Below are 13,290 nucleotides of genomic sequence, written 5' to 3'. Positions count from 1 at the left end.
GATCGTGACGCCGATGACGAGGCGAGCCCCGCGCCTGCTGGCGGTCCTGGCCGTGCTGTTGCTGTCCGGCGGTGCGCCGGCCTGGGGCGATGACGACGGCGATGATGGCGGGGGCGGCGGCGCGGGGGCGGGCGGCGCCGGTGGCGGCGGCGGCGGCGGTGGGCCGGGCAGCAGCGGCGACGGCGCCGGGCGCTCCGCGGCGGATCGCGGCGGGCTCGGCCCGAATCCCGGGCGCATTCCCATGCCGCCATCCTGGCAGCGAGCGCTGGACAACCTGTTCGGCGTGACCCCGGCACCCGCGCCCGCCCGCGCCGCGCCGCCGCGCGCCGAGATCGTGGCGCTCGGCATACCGCCGGCAGCGCTAGGCCCGTTGCGGGCACAGGGCTTCGCGGTGGTGGCGGAACGCACGCCGGTCGGCCTGGTGCGGTTGCGCGGGCCGGCGGGGCTGACGGAGGCGCAGGCCTTCGCACGCCTGCGCGCCGCCGCCCCGGCCGCGGTGGTGGATCGCAACCATCGCTACCGCCTGGCTGGCGAGGTCGAGGCCGAAGCCGAGGCCCCCGCCGCGGCGCCGGGCTGCGCGTCGCCGTCGGGCCTGATCGCGCTGATCGATACCGGCGTCGATCCGCGCCACCCGGCGCTGGCCGGGCGGATCGAGCGGCAGGAGGTGCTGCGCGGCCCGGGCCGGCGCGCGTCGCGCACCACCCACGGCACGGCGGTGGCTGCGCGGCTGGCGGCCGCGGTGCCTGGCCCACGCATCGCGGTGCTGGATGCCTTCCACCTCGGCCCCGATGGCGATGCGGCGGATGCCTACGACCTGGCCGCCGCGGTGGCCCGTGCGGGCGAGATCGGCGCGGAAATCGCCACCGTATCGGTGGTCGGCCCCGCCAATGCGGTGCTGGACCGGCTGGGGCGCGAGGCCGCCGCGCGCGGCACGGTGTTCGTGGCCGCGGCGGGCAATGACGGGCCGCGGGCCGCGCCGCTGTACCCGGCCGCCTATGGCTGGACGGTGGCAGTGACGGCGGTGGACGGGGCTGGGCGCCCCTGGCCGCGCGCGGCGGCGGGGCCGCACATCACCTTCGCCGCCGTGGGGGTGGATGTGCCGATCGCGCAGGGTGCGCAGGCACGGCCGCGGCGCTGGTCGGGCACGTCCTTCGCAGCGCCGGTGGTGAGCGCCACGCTGGCGATGGTGCCCGGCAGCGGAGCGGCGCGGATCGAAGCGCTGGCCGCGCTGGCGCGCGATGCCGGCACGCCCGGGCGCGACCCGGTCTATGGCTGGGGCGTGGTCGAACCTCGCCCCTGCGCGCCAACCACGCTGGTCAGCGGTTCGGATAGAGCCGCGGATAGGTGATCTGGTCGGCGGGGCCGGGCGGGCGCACCGGCCCGACCTTGCCGCAGGCGCCGAGCAGCAGGATCAGCGCGAGCGCGCCGAACGCCGCGCGAAAGGCCGCGGGCGCGGCAGATCCGCGGTTCCGGTGCCCGGCGACGCCTGCGCCCTCCGGCGATCGGGCGCGGGTCACGCGAGCTTCGCCTTCCATTCCGCCGCCATGGCCGCGACATTGGCCGGCGCCGTGCCGCCATACGACGTGCGCGAGCGCACCGAGGCCGCGACGCTCAGCACATCGTAGACGCCTTCGTGGATGCGCGGTTCGGCTTCGCGCATTTCCTCGATGGTAAGGCCCGCGAGGTCGACGCCGAGGCCTTCGGCCTTCTGCACCAGCGCGCCCGTGACGTGGTGGGCGTCGCGGAAGGGCATCTTCAATTCGCGCACCAGCCAGTCCGCGAGGTCGGTCGCGGTGGAGAAGCCGGCGCCGGCGGCGGAGGCGAGGCGCCCGACATCCGGCTTCAGGTCGCGCACCATGCCGGCGGTGGCGGCCAGCACCAGCGTCATGGTCTCGGCGGCGTCGAAGACGCCTTCCTTGTCCTCCTGCATGTCCTTGAAATAGGTCAGCGCGAGGCCCTTCATCACCGTCAGCAGCCCGACCAGCGCGCCGATCACGCGCCCGGTCTTGCCGCGCACCAGCTCCGCCGCGTCCGGGTTGCGCTTCTGCGGCATGATGGAACTGCCGGTGGTGAATGAATCCGACAGTTTCACGAACCCGAAATAGGGGTTCGTCCAGATCACGATCTCCTCGGCGAAGCGCGACAGGTGGGTGGCGCACATCGAACAGGCGAACAGGAATTCCGCCGCGAAGTCACGCGATGCCACGGAATCCAGGCTGTTGCGCGTTGGGCCGTCGAAGCCCAGTGCCTTGGCCGTCATGTGCCGGTCGATCGGGAAGCCCGTGCCGGCCAGCGCCGCCGCGCCCAGAGGGCATTCGTTCATCCGCGCGCGGCAGTCGCGCAGGCGCGACAGGTCCCGCGAGAGCATTTCGACATAGGCCAGGAAATGATGCCCGAGCGTGACCGGCTGCGCCGGCTGCAGGTGCGTGAAGCCTGGCATCACCGTGCCGGCATGTTCCTCGGCGCGGGCCACCAGGGCGCGCATCACGTCCTCGATCTGGCCCGACAGCCCGTCGATCGCGTCCCGCACCCACAGCCGCACATCCAGCGCCACCTGGTCGTTGCGGCTGCGCCCGGTGTGCAGGCGCTTGCCCGCATCGCCGATCGCGGCCGACAGCCGCGCCTCGACGTTCATGTGGATGTCTTCCAACGCTTCGTCGAAGGGGAAATCCCCCTTCTCGATGCGCGCGGCGATGTCGGTCAGGCCCCGACGGATATCGGCCTCGTCATCCTTCGAGATGATCCCCACATGCGCCAACATCGCGGCATGGGCGAGCGAGCCGCGGATGTCCTGCCGCCACATCTTGCGGTCGAAGCCGATCGAGGCATTGATCGCCTCCATGATGGCGGAGGGGCCTTCCGCGAAGCGCCCGCCCCATTGCCGATTGGCGTTGCTGCTCACCTGTGGGGGTGTCTTTCGTGCTGTCCCGTTCGCGCCGTTCCGTCCTGGCCGCCGCCTCGGCGCTGGCGACGGCCACCCTGATACAGGCCGGGCTTCCGGCCCGTCCAGCCATGGCCGCCCCGCACGGTCTGAACCGCCTGCGGGAGGGCGTCGCGGCGATGCCCGAACTGTCCTTCACGAACGCCGAAGGCCGCCCCCACACCCTCGCGGACTTCGCGGGGCGAGGGCTGGTCATCAACCTCTGGGCCACCTGGTGCCCGCCCTGCGTGGCGGAAATGCCGGCTCTCGACCGCCTGGCCGCCACGCTGGAGCGGGAGAACATCCAGGTCCTGCCGCTCTCCTCAGACCGCGGCGGGCGCGAGGTCGTGCAGGCCTTCTACGACCGCACCCGGCTGCAATCCCTGCGCATCTGGCTCGACCCGCGCGGCGCGGCGGCACGCGCCCTCGGCGCGCGCGGCCTACCCACCACCGTGATCGTGGACCGTGCCGGGCAGGAACGCGCGCGGCTGGAAGGCGACGCCGCCTGGGATGCGCCGGAATTCGTCGCCGCTATCCGCCGGCTGGTGGGGCGCAGCGCCACCGAGGCGCCGACGCGCGGAGCGTAAGGCAGGGGGCGCTGCGCCCTGACCCCCGCCGGGGAGGCAGTGCCTCCCCGGACCCCGCCGTGAATGGGGAAGGATGAGGGACGGGCAGGGCGTGCGCCCGCGATGATGGGCACGCCCTGCCCGTCCCTCAGCCCTCCCATCAAATCCGCCGGTCTGGGAGGCCGCAGCCTCCCAGCGGGGGGGTCTGGGGGGCTGGCCCCCCGGCCACGCCCCCGGCACCGAATCCGATTGACACGCCCTCCGCCACACGGGACGGGTCAGCCCAGATGAGCATCGCGCCGCCCACCCCCCTGATGCCGGTCCGCCGCCGCCTGGTGTTGCACGTGCCAGGCTACGAACCGCTCAGCGCCGTCGCCCAGCAGCGGCGACTGGCGCGCACGCTGGACCGCACGGCCGCGACCTGGGGGCTGGCGGCGGAGACCGGCGCCGGCACGGAGTCCGCCGATGGCGTGGTGCGGACCGTCCACGCCCGCCTGGCCGGCCCCGATTGGGCGACAGAGGCCGACATCCGCATCCTGGCCTGGGACGACCTGATCGCGCGCGACCTGGCGGTGCCGCTGCCCGCGCGCATCCTGCGCGGCGCGGCGGCGCTGGCACGGCTGCTGGCGGATGGCACGCTGGTGCGCTACGGCGCGGCGCATTGGCGCTACCTGCTGTTCGTGGCGCTGCCGGTCGCACTGCTGGGTGGGGCGCTGGCGGCGGGGCTGCTCGCCGGGATGGCGCTGGGCGGCTGGGCAGGGGTCGTGCTCGGCGTCGTGCTGGCGCTGGGCCTGGTGCTGCTGGCGGACCGGCGCGCACATCTGGGGCATCTGTTCGCCGACTGGTCCTTCGCGCGCGACCTGGCGGCCGGGACGCGGCCCGATATCGCCGACCGCATCGCCCGCTTCGCCACCGAGATCGCCGCCGCCCGCCGCGCGCGCGCAGTGGACGAGGTCGTGTTGACCGGCCACAGCCTCGGCATGGTGCTGCTGGCGCAGGCCTTGGCGCAGGCGCTGCGTGACGACCCCGATCCGCCGCGCCCGGCGCCGCGCCTGGTGCTGGTGGGGCTCGGCTCCTCGCTGCTCAAGATCGCGCTGATGCCGCAGGCGGGGGCGCTGCGCGCGGGTGTGGCCCGCATCGCGACCGCGCCGGGCCTGACCTGGCTGGAATACACCTCGCGGCGCGACCTGGTGTCCTTCCATCGCGCCGATCCGGTGGCGGTGCTCGGCCTGCCCGGGCGCGGGCCGCGGATGGAGCGCATCCACCCGCGTGCGATGCTCGACGCCACCGGCTGGAAACGCGTGCGGCTGTCGATGCTGCGCGCGCACCGCATCTACGTCACCGGCAACGGACGGCGGTATTTCTATGACTGGGGGATGCTGGCCTGCGGTCCCGGCGCGGCGGGGCGGGATCCCAGCCCGGAGATGCTGATCGGCCCCGATGGCGCGCTGCGCCACGCGCCCCAGGGCGCCGCCGCATGACGCCGCTCGTAGCCAAGCTCCTGCACGGCCTGTGCATGGTGGCGTGGTGGGTGATCCGCCGGCCCTTCGAACGCAAGTCCAAGCGCAACGTCCTGCTGCGCGACGCGATGGACCTGCGCGAGAAGGCGGTGCTCGGCGTGTCCTTCACCGGCCTCGGGCTCATCCCCTTCGCCTATATCGCGACCGGCTTCCCGGCGGCGCTGGACCAGGCGTTCTCGCCCGTGCGCGCCATCGCGGGGCTGCTGCTGTTCGTCGCGGCGCTGGGCCTGTTCTACGCCACGCACAAGGCGCTCGGGCGCAACTGGTCGGTCACGTTGGCGGTGCGGGCCGAACACTCGCTCGTCACCGGCGGGGTCTATCGTTTCGTTCGCCATCCGATGTACACGGCCTTCTGGATGTGGGCGATCGCGCAATCCCTGACGCTGCAGAACTGGCTGGCCGGCCCGGCCGGGATCATCGGCTTCGGCACGCTTTACCTGCTGCGTGTCGGGCGCGAGGAAGCCTTGATGCGTGAAACCTTCGGCTCCGAATGGAATTCCTACGCAGCGCGCACGCCGCGCATCATCCCCTTCGCCCCGCCGCCGAGAGCCCGCTGACCGCCATGCCGCACCCGACCCGACGCACAGCCCTGCTGGGCTTTGCCGCAACCGCTGCCGCTTGCGCCGGCGGCGACAACGAAATCCCGCTGGCCGGCCCGCCGCGCGGGCGCGTCGTGTTGCTGCGCGGGCTCGCGAATGTGTTTTCGACCGGCATCGACGAACTCGAGGAGACGCTGCGCCGCGATGGCTATGACGCCGAGGTGTTCAACCACCTCGACTGGAGCGCGCAGGCCGACGAGGCGCTGCGCCTCGCACGCGCCGGGACGCTGCCGCGGCCCTTCGCGGTGGTCGGCCATTCGCTCGGCGCCGATGACGCGATCCGCCTCGCCGCGCGCTTCGGCCAGGCCACCGGCATGATGGACGTGGTGGTCACCTTCGACCCGGTGCTGGTGCGCGACGTGCAGCGCGGCCCCGCGCTGGTGCGCAACTACTTCCAGCAATCCGACCTGTGGGGCGGTGGGCGCCTGACCGCCGCGCGCGGCTTTTCCGGCGTGCTCGAGAACCGGCCCGTGCGCGGCGACAACCACTTCACCATCGACAAGGACCCGGCCCTGCACCGCGAAGTGGTGGCGCTGCTGGACGCCACGCATCCGGTGGCGCCGCCGCGCCGCGCGCCACGCCGCGCGGCCTGACGCCAACCGCCGATTTCATCGACCGATGGTTTCGGGTGTTCCGCCCCTCGGACGCATCGTGCCGGAGGCACGCCATCGGCATGACGCGAAGGCCTTCGGCGGCCTTGGCGTCGCGCGACGGCGCGCGGCAGCCGTTCGCGCGCTCGGCGCGCATCGAGCGCTCGTACCGTCGGTCTGGCACCCACGCCACGCCGGCCCTGCCTGTGCAGCGGGACCGCTGCATGGACCCGGCGCCGCCCGCTGCCATGTTGTCGCCAAAGCCCGGCTTCATGTCCCACTGCGACCATGACCCCTGAGCCTTCGCCCTTCCAGCGCCGCATGGCCCTGGCGCTTCTCCCCGCGTTCGCCGCCTGCGCGCCAACGCCCGTGCCGCCCCTGCCGCAGGCGCCGCGCGGCCGCGTGCTGCTGCTGCGCGGGCTGCTCAACATCTTCTCGACCGGCATGACCACGCTGACGCTCGCGCTGCGCCAGGCGGGCTTCGACGCGACGGTGCACAACCATGCCGAATGGCGCGGGCTGGCCGACCGTACGGCGCGCGAGGCCCTGGCCGGGACGGTGCCGCGGCCGCTCGCGGTGGTGGGGCATTCCTTTGGCGCGGACGACGCCATCCAGCTGGCGGGGCGGCTGGGCGCGGCCGGCGTGCCGGTCGACCTGCTGGTCACCTTCGACCCGTCCTGGGTGCTGGCGGTACCACCGGGGCCGAAGCGCGTGCTGAACTTCCACCAGGACCGCGACACTTACGCGCGGCGCCTGTCACCAGGCCCCGGCTTCGATGGACGGATCGACAACCGCCAAGTGAACGACGAAAGCCACCTGTCGATCGACAAGAACGCCGTGCTGCACGCCGAAGTGCTGGCGGCGATGGAGGAGGTGGCGATGGCGCCGGCGCCGCGGCCTGCCGCTGCGCCTCACGCGCGGACTGTCGCGCCGGACGCTGTCACCGGGGCTGGCGCAGCGGTGGCGGCCGGGCCGCCGACAGGTCCCGCGCCGCCGCGCCTTCCCCTGCCGCCCGCCCTGCCCGTCAGGGCAGCGCGCTGAGCCGACGTTCCAGCAGCCCGCGCCAGGGCGCATCCGGCGGGGTTTCCGCCAGTAGCGCCTGCCACAGGTTGCGCGCATTGGCCGGGCGGCCGCTCTCGGCCTCGGCCAGGCCGGCCAGGAAGCGGAACCGTGGGTCGCCGGGTTCCGCCGCCAGCGCGCGCGTGAGCCATGGCGCGGCGGCCGCGGGCGACCCGCGCGCGATCTCCATCTCCGCGATGTCGCCAGCCAGTTCGGCCTCGAAGCGGATATCGAGCGCACGGGTCCAGGCGGCGATCGCGGCCTCGGGGTTGCCGCGGCCACGCTCGGCATTGCCCAGCAGCACCCAGCCCTGCCGCGCCTGGTCGCTGCGTTGGTCGAGCGCCTCGATCCGCGCGCGCACCGCCGACAGGACCTGGTCGTCGCGCGCCGCAGCCTCCGCCCGCACCTGGTACGGCGCCGACGGCATGCCGGGCGACCCGCGCAGCAGGTAGATCCCGAAGCCCGCCGCGCCCAGCAACGGCAGGATCGCCACCAGCAGCGCCGGGCTGCGCTTGGTCGCGGCTTCCTCCGCCTGGTCGGCCGCGGCGATCAGGCGGCGCTGTACCTCGATCCGCGCGGCACGGTGGCCGGCCTCGTCGAGCCGGCCGGCCTCGTGCTCGCGATCCAGTTCATCGAGCTGCGCGCGATACAGCGCCACATCGGCCTCGCGCCGCCCGCGCGCTGCAGCCGGGCGCAACACCGCTGCGCCAAGCGGCAACAACGCGGCAAGCGCGAGAAGCACCAACGGAATCCAGGAGGTCATGCGCCGCCGCCACGCTCCAGCTCAGCCAGCCGCCGACGCTCCGCCTCGCTCAACGGCACCGGTTCGACCCCCGCCTGCGCACGCCGGCGCCGCAGGATGATCACCGCCAAACCACCACCCACCGCAATCAACGGCATGGCCCACAACAACGCCGTCACCGGGTTGAAGGGCGGCCGCAACAGGACAAAATCGCCATAACGCGCATGGACGAAGCGCATCACCGCCGGCGGATCATCCCCCGCCACGATCCGCTCGCGCACGATCCGCCGCAAATCACGCGCCAAATCCGCATCACTGTCCTCGATGGACTGGTTCTGACAAACCATGCAGCGCAACTCACGCCCGATCTCCTGGGCACGCAGCTCAAGCACCGGATCCGGCAGACGATCCTCCGGCCGACCCACGGCCGCGGTGGCCGGACCGGCCAAGGCCCAGAGCAGCGGGAGGGTTGCGATGAGGCGGGGCAGGGCGGACGGAGAGGGGCTTTGCCCCCCTCCGGACCTCCCCCCACCAAGGGGCAACGGCCCCTCGGATCCACGGGCCTTCAATCGGGGAGATTGGGGATAGGCATCGTCGGCGCCGCCCTGCCCTGTGGGCATGCCATGCCCCTCCCCAATCTCCCCGATCAAGTCGAGGGGTCCAGGGGCCCTTAGGCCCTTGGCGGGTGGGGTTCCGGGGAGGGCAGAGCCCGCCCCGAGCGCCCTGACCGCGCTCACGCATACCTCCGCAGCAGTGGCCTCAGGTCCCGGTCCAGCACGTCTGGGGTGATCGGGCCGGCGAAGCGCCAGCGGATCAGGCCTTGGCGGTCGACCAGGTAGGTTTCGGGCACGCCGTAGACGCCCCAGTCGATGGCGATGCGGCCGGGTTCGTCGCGGCCGAGTTTTGCGAAAGGGTTGCCGTGGCGTGTCAGGAAGGCGGCGCCGTCGGCCGGGCGGTCCTTGTAGTTGATGCCGAGAACGGGGATGCCGTCGCGGTGCAGGCGCATGAGTTGCGGGTGTTCGACGATGCAGGGCACGCACCAGGAGGCCCAGAAGTTCACGATGACGGGGGCCGGCAGGGGGCCGCGCAGGTCGGCGGCGCTGAGAGCCGGAAGGCCGGTGGCTTCGACGGGCGGCAGGCTGAAGTCGGGCACAGGTTGCCCGAGCAGTGCCGAAGGCACGCCGCGCGGGTCGTATTCGCCGGTCTGCAGGCCGCGCAGCATGGCGTAGAAGCCGGCGCCGGCGGCCGCGGCGAAGCCGAGCGGCGCATAGAGCATCCAGCGGCGCGGCCGCGCCGGCGGGGCGGGTGTGTCGCTCATGCCGGGGCTGCCGCGCCTTTGGGGGCGGGGGCGGACACGCGCATGCGGCGGTCGGACAGCGACAGCCCGGCGCCGAGCGCCATGATGATCGACCCGAACCAGATCCAGGGCGCGAGGGGGTTGTGGTGCAGGCGGAGCACGCCGGCGCCGTCGCGTTCCTCGCCGAGCACGGCGTACAGGTCGCGCATGGCGTTGGTGTGGATGGCGGCTTCGGTGGTGGTCTGGCGGTCCACCGTGAAGGTGCGGCGTTCGGGCTCCAGCACCGTGACCACGGCGCTGTCGCGCGAGATGGTCACGGTGGCGCGACGCGCGGTGTAGTTCGGGCCGGTCGCGTCGGTCAGGCTGTCGAGGCGCCATTCGTAGCCCGCAAGGCGCGTGCTCTCGCCGGGCTTGAGTGCGATGAGCGTATCGGTGGCGATGCCCATGCCTGCCACGCCGGCGATGGTCACGCCCATCCCGGCATGCGCGATGGCGGCGCCCCAGGCCGCGCGCGGCAGGCCGCGAGCGCGTTGCCAGGCCTGGTGCGGGCGGCGGAACAGTGCGATCCGGTCGGCCACGTCGGCGCTGGCGCCCACCACCAGCCAGGCTGCCAGCGCCATGCCGATGGCGGGCCACACCGGGTAGCCCATGGCCGCCAGGTAGAAGAAGCCGATTGCGAGCGCGGCGCAGGCCGCCCACCACAGCCGTTGCAGCGCCGCCCATACATCGCCGCGCTTCCAGGGCAGCATCGCGCCGATCGGCATGGCCAGCACCAGCGGGATCGCCAGCGGAGCGGTCGCGGTGTTGAAGAAGGGCGGGCCCACCGAGATCTTCGCGCCGGTGAGGATGTCGGCGAACATCGGCCATAGGGTGCCGGCCAGCACCACCGCGGCGATCGAGCACAGCAGCAGATTGTTGAGCACCAGCGCGCCCTCGCGCGAGATCGGCGCGAAGATGCCGGTCGGTGCCAGCTTGTGCGCGCGCCAGGCGAAGATCGCGAAGGCGCCGGCGACGTAGATCATCAGCAGCGCGAGGATGAACACGCCGCGCGTCGGGTCGTTGGCGAATGCGTGCACGCTGTTCAGCACGCCTGAACGCACCAGGAAGGTGCCGAGCAGGCTCATGGCGAACGCCATGATCGCCAGTAGCACGGTCCAGATCTTCAGCGCGTCGCGCTTCTCGACCACGATCGCGGAATGCAGCAGCGCCGCGCCCACCAGCCAGGGCAGCAGCGAGGCGTTCTCGACCGGGTCCCAGAACCAGTAGCCGCCCCAGCCCAGTTCGTAATAGGCCCACCAGGACCCCAGCGCGATGCCGAGCGTCAGGAACGACCAGGCCATCAGCGACCATGGACGCACCCAGCGCCCCCAGGCGGCGTCCACGCGCCCTTCCAGCAGCGCGGCCACGGCGAAGGCGAAGGTCACCGCATAGCCGACATAGCCGAGGTAGAGCATCGGCGGATGCAGCGCGAGGCCGATGTCCTGCAGCACCGGATTGAGGCCCTGCCCGTCCGGCGGCGGCGGCCAAATGCGGTCGAAGGGGTTGGACGTCAGGATGATGAACAGCAGGAAGCCCACCCCGACCCAGCCCAGCACGCCGATGACGCGTGCCTTCAGTGCGGAAGGAAGGTCACGCCCGAAGCCCGCCACCGCCGCGCCGCACAGCGCGAGGATCAGGACCCAGAGCACCATCGACCCCTCGTGGTTCCCCCAGGCGCCGGACAGCTTGTAGATCATCGGTTTGGCCGAATGACTGTTCTGCACGACGTTCGACACCGTCGTGTCGTTCACCGCGAAGGCCCACAACAGGCAGCCGAAGGCCACCGCCACCGACACCAACTGGCCCGCCGCCAAGGGCCCCGCCGTCGCCATCCAGCGCAGATCCCGCCGATGCGCACCCACAATGGGCAACACCGATTGCGCGACGGCAAGGATACAGGCCAGGGCCAACGCGAAGTGACCGAGCTCGGGGATCATGCGAGGGCGCTCCGGTGGCGGTGGGTATGTCGGGGAGCCAGCCCCCCGGACCCCCCGCTGGGAGGCTGCGGCCTCCCAGACCCGCGGGATTGATGGGCAGGGATGAGGGAGGGGCAGGTCGCGCGCGTGATCGAGGGCGCGCGCGTGAGCCCCTCCGTCATCCCTGCCCATTCACGGCGGGGTCCAGGGGGCAGCGCCCCCTGGCCGAGCCCCACGCGCACCGGCGCCGCCCGCATCATCCGCCGCTCCGTCCCGGTCGTGGGGCCGTGTTCCATGTCTCCGCCGGTGGTGCCGCGCCGTCGGCGGGGTTCCAGTGGCCGGCGCGGCGCAGCGCGTCGGCGACTTCGGGGGGCATGTAGGTTTCGTCGTGGCGGGCCAGCACTTCGCTTGCGCGGAAGGTCCCGTCGGGCAGCAGGCGGCCGAGGGTGACGACGCCTTGGCCTTCCCGGAACAGGTCGGGCAGCACGCCGGAGTAGGTGACGCTGATGGCCTGTGCGCCGTCGGTCACGCGGAAGGTGGCGGCGGGGCGGCCGTCGGAGCCGGTGCGGCGTTCGACGGACCCGGCCTCGACCAGCCCGCCGAGGCGGAAGGCGCGGTCGGCCGAGGGCTTGTTCGCCAACACGTCGGAGGGCGAGAAGAAGAAGACGATGTTGTCCTGGAAGGCCGTCAGGGTCAGGGCGGTGGCGGTGCCGAGGCCGAGGCCGGCCAGCAGCAGGACCATCAGGCGGCGCTTCTTTTTGTGTGTCACTGCGTGACCTCTCAGACGCCGGGCGGCCGGCATCCACCGGCCTTGGCTTCGCGCCACGCACTGGTGCGCCAGGCGCGGCGGGCAGGTTGGGCGCGGTCGCGCATTCGTGCTCCCGGATCGCTGCGCAATCCGAAAGGGTTCGGGGCCTGGGGCGCGCGCTTTGCCATGCCGTGCGGATCGCGTCCCGCAATTGCGGGCGCAAAAAGACTCGGATCGCGCACCGCGCGATCCGGGAGCGCACGGCGCGACCGCGCCCAGACCGCCCGCCGCGCCGGGCGCTCCAGCTCAGGGCGCGCAAGCCAAGCGGCCGGATGGCCGCGCCCGGCGCCTGAGGGCACAGAAAAACTCACGCTCGATCCCCCCGGGGATCGAGCGTCGCGAGCAGCCGCTTCGCCGCGCGATGGCGCAGCGCGGCGCCGATCGCCAGCGCGCCGAAGGTGCCCAGCACCAGCACGTAGGACGCCGTGATGTGCCACCAGTGGAGGGTCATGCCACCGCGTCCTCGCGCCGCGCGCGGGCCAGTTGCAGCGCGCGGACACGGCGTTCCATCACCGCGGCGCGCGTGCGCGCCAGCACCACCGCGCCGAACAGCAACGAGAAGCCGATCGCGCAGGTCAGCAGCGGATACAGGATGTCCACGTGCATGCCGGGTGCGTCCAGCCGGGTCACGGATGCCGGCTGGTGCAACGTGTTCCACCAGTCGACCGAGAACTTCACGATCGGCACGTTGATGATGCCCACCAGCGCGAGGATGGCGCCGGCCTTCGCGCCGCGCTCCGGGTCGTCGAAGGCGCGCACCAGCGCGGCGTGGCCGAGCCACAGGAAGAACAGCACCAGCACGGATGTCAGCCGCGCATCCCACACCCACCAGGTGCCCCACATGGGCTTGCCCCAGAGGCTGCCGGTGGCCAGGCACAGCGCGGTGGCGGCGGCGCCGACCGGCGAGAGTTCGCGCGCCGTCAGGTCCGCCAGCGGGTGGCGCCAGATCAGCGACATGATGGAAAGCACCGCGAGGCCCGTGTAGCCGCCCATGGCCAGCCAGGCCATCGGCACGTGCACGTACATGATCCGCACGGTCTCGCCCTGCTGCCAGTCGGGCGGCGACAGCACCAGGCCCCAGAGCAAGCCGGCACCAAGCACCAGCAGCGCGGCCGCCCAGAGGAACGGCATGAGCCTGCCTGTCGCCCGCAGGAAGCGGCCGGGATTGGCAAAACGGTGGAGGCTCCGCGCAGCCGTTCTCGGCGCGTCGGTGGCTCCGGTGCCGGCAGTCAGG

General features: G+C 72.9%; 15 protein-coding genes. 6 read left to right on the top strand and 9 right to left on the bottom strand.

Going from position 1 to position 13,290, the window contains the following annotated elements:
• Positions 1 to 13: 13 nt before the first annotated feature.
• Positions 14 to 1,348: a S8 family serine peptidase gene (locus tag MWM08_RS24670; protein ID WP_244457109.1), complete on the top strand. Its 1,335-nt coding sequence runs from the start codon at positions 14 to 16 to the stop codon at positions 1,346 to 1,348.
• Here the strand turns inward: MWM08_RS24670 and MWM08_RS24665 are convergent.
• Together MWM08_RS24665 and argH are read right to left on the bottom strand one after the other, a co-directional pair.
• Positions 1,317 to 1,517: a hypothetical protein gene (locus MWM08_RS24665; protein ID WP_244460067.1), complete on the bottom strand. Its 201-nt coding sequence runs from the start codon at positions 1,515 to 1,517 to the stop codon at positions 1,317 to 1,319. The two genes, MWM08_RS24670 and MWM08_RS24665, sit on opposite strands and share 32 nt — an antisense overlap.
• Positions 1,514 to 2,902 carry an argininosuccinate lyase gene (argH, locus tag MWM08_RS24660; protein ID WP_255751377.1) on the bottom strand — a complete coding sequence of 463 codons (1,389 nt, stop codon included), beginning with the start codon at positions 2,900 to 2,902 and terminating at the stop codon, positions 1,514 to 1,516. The genes MWM08_RS24665 and argH overlap by 4 nt, the downstream gene beginning before the upstream one ends.
• Before the next feature lie 110 nt (positions 2,903 to 3,012).
• On the opposite strand from argH, the gene MWM08_RS24655 reads away from it, so the two are divergent.
• From MWM08_RS24655 to MWM08_RS24635, 5 genes are all read left to right on the top strand, one after another.
• Entirely contained in the window at positions 3,013 to 3,507 is a 495-nt protein-coding gene (locus tag MWM08_RS24655) for a TlpA family protein disulfide reductase (RefSeq protein WP_244457108.1), read from the top strand.
• A gap of 266 nt (positions 3,508 to 3,773) precedes the next feature.
• The gene (locus MWM08_RS24650) at positions 3,774 to 4,967 is read left to right on the top strand and encodes a hypothetical protein (protein WP_244457107.1); all 1,194 of its coding nucleotides are present in this window, start codon (positions 3,774 to 3,776) and stop codon (positions 4,965 to 4,967) included.
• Positions 4,964 to 5,563: a protein-S-isoprenylcysteine O-methyltransferase gene (locus MWM08_RS24645; RefSeq protein WP_244457106.1), complete on the top strand. Its 600-nt coding sequence runs from the start codon at positions 4,964 to 4,966 to the stop codon at positions 5,561 to 5,563. The genes MWM08_RS24650 and MWM08_RS24645 overlap by 4 nt, the downstream gene beginning before the upstream one ends.
• 5 nt (positions 5,564 to 5,568) lie before the next feature.
• Complete coding sequence (locus MWM08_RS24640; RefSeq protein WP_244457105.1) at positions 5,569 to 6,198, top strand: lipase family protein; 630 nt, start codon at positions 5,569 to 5,571, stop codon at positions 6,196 to 6,198.
• 285 nt (positions 6,199 to 6,483) lie between these two features.
• Positions 6,484 to 7,236, top strand: a complete 753-nt coding sequence (locus tag MWM08_RS24635) for a thioesterase domain-containing protein (RefSeq protein ID WP_244457104.1) — start codon at positions 6,484 to 6,486, stop codon at positions 7,234 to 7,236.
• On the opposite strand, the gene ccmI is transcribed toward MWM08_RS24635, so the two are convergent.
• The 7 genes from ccmI to MWM08_RS24600 all read right to left on the bottom strand — a co-directional run bounded on the left by ccmI (position 7,220) and on the right by MWM08_RS24600 (position 13,289).
• Complete coding sequence (gene ccmI / locus MWM08_RS24630; protein WP_244457103.1) at positions 7,220 to 8,017, bottom strand: c-type cytochrome biogenesis protein CcmI; 798 nt, start codon at positions 8,015 to 8,017, stop codon at positions 7,220 to 7,222. The genes MWM08_RS24635 and ccmI overlap by 17 nt on opposite strands.
• Positions 8,014 to 8,445 (bottom strand): cytochrome c-type biogenesis protein, encoded by a 432-nt coding sequence (locus MWM08_RS24625; protein WP_244457102.1) that lies wholly within the window; start codon positions 8,443 to 8,445, stop codon positions 8,014 to 8,016. The genes ccmI and MWM08_RS24625 overlap by 4 nt, the downstream gene beginning before the upstream one ends.
• Positions 8,446 to 8,729: 284 nt before the next feature.
• The gene (locus MWM08_RS24620; RefSeq protein ID WP_244457101.1) at positions 8,730 to 9,314 is read right to left on the bottom strand and encodes a DsbE family thiol:disulfide interchange protein; all 585 of its coding nucleotides are present in this window, start codon (positions 9,312 to 9,314) and stop codon (positions 8,730 to 8,732) included.
• Complete coding sequence (locus MWM08_RS24615) at positions 9,311 to 11,269, bottom strand: heme lyase CcmF/NrfE family subunit (protein WP_244457100.1); 1,959 nt, start codon at positions 11,267 to 11,269, stop codon at positions 9,311 to 9,313. Before MWM08_RS24615 ends, MWM08_RS24620 begins: the two co-directional genes overlap by 4 nt.
• Positions 11,270 to 11,504: 235 nt before the next feature.
• Positions 11,505 to 12,050, bottom strand: a complete 546-nt coding sequence (gene ccmE / locus MWM08_RS24610; protein WP_244457099.1) for a cytochrome c maturation protein CcmE — start codon at positions 12,048 to 12,050, stop codon at positions 11,505 to 11,507.
• Between the two features lie 313 nt (positions 12,051 to 12,363).
• Complete coding sequence (locus tag MWM08_RS24605) at positions 12,364 to 12,507, bottom strand: hypothetical protein (protein WP_244457098.1); 144 nt, start codon at positions 12,505 to 12,507, stop codon at positions 12,364 to 12,366.
• Positions 12,504 to 13,289 carry a heme ABC transporter permease gene (locus tag MWM08_RS24600; RefSeq protein WP_244460027.1) on the bottom strand — a complete coding sequence of 262 codons (786 nt, stop codon included), beginning with the start codon at positions 13,287 to 13,289 and terminating at the stop codon, positions 12,504 to 12,506. The genes MWM08_RS24605 and MWM08_RS24600 overlap by 4 nt, the downstream gene beginning before the upstream one ends.
• Between the last annotated feature and the right edge of the window lies 1 nt (position 13,290).

The organism is Roseomonas fluvialis (assembly GCF_022846615.1).
GTDB lineage: Bacteria > Pseudomonadota > Alphaproteobacteria > Acetobacterales > Acetobacteraceae > Neoroseomonas > Neoroseomonas fluvialis.
The sequence above is the reverse complement of the archived record's forward strand: the minus strand, read 5'-3'. Positions and strand labels throughout refer to the sequence as shown.

Excerpts from the sequence above, each read along its gene's own strand:
- ccmI (WP_244457103.1), bottom strand. The coding sequence starts at position 8,017 with ATGACCTCCTGGATTCCGTTGGTGCTTCTCGCGCTTGCCGCGTTGTTG.
- MWM08_RS24640 (WP_244457105.1), top strand. The coding sequence starts at position 5,569 with ATGCCGCACCCGACCCGACGCACAGCCCTGCTGGGCTTTGCCGCAACC.
- MWM08_RS24645 (WP_244457106.1), top strand. The coding sequence starts at position 4,964 with ATGACGCCGCTCGTAGCCAAGCTCCTGCACGGCCTGTGCATGGTGGCG.
- MWM08_RS24620 (WP_244457101.1), bottom strand. The coding sequence starts at position 9,314 with ATGAGCGACACACCCGCCCCGCCGGCGCGGCCGCGCCGCTGGATGCTC.
- MWM08_RS24615 (WP_244457100.1), bottom strand. The coding sequence starts at position 11,269 with ATGATCCCCGAGCTCGGTCACTTCGCGTTGGCCCTGGCCTGTATCCTT.
- MWM08_RS24605 (WP_244457098.1), bottom strand. The coding sequence starts at position 12,507 with ATGACCCTCCACTGGTGGCACATCACGGCGTCCTACGTGCTGGTGCTG.
- MWM08_RS24650 (WP_244457107.1), top strand. The coding sequence starts at position 3,774 with ATGAGCATCGCGCCGCCCACCCCCCTGATGCCGGTCCGCCGCCGCCTG.
- MWM08_RS24670 (WP_244457109.1), top strand. The coding sequence starts at position 14 with ATGACGAGGCGAGCCCCGCGCCTGCTGGCGGTCCTGGCCGTGCTGTTG.
- ccmE (WP_244457099.1), bottom strand. The coding sequence starts at position 12,050 with ATGCCGGCCGCCCGGCGTCTGAGAGGTCACGCAGTGACACACAAAAAG.
- MWM08_RS24655 (WP_244457108.1), top strand. The coding sequence starts at position 3,013 with ATGGCCGCCCCGCACGGTCTGAACCGCCTGCGGGAGGGCGTCGCGGCG.
- MWM08_RS24635 (WP_244457104.1), top strand. The coding sequence starts at position 6,484 with ATGACCCCTGAGCCTTCGCCCTTCCAGCGCCGCATGGCCCTGGCGCTT.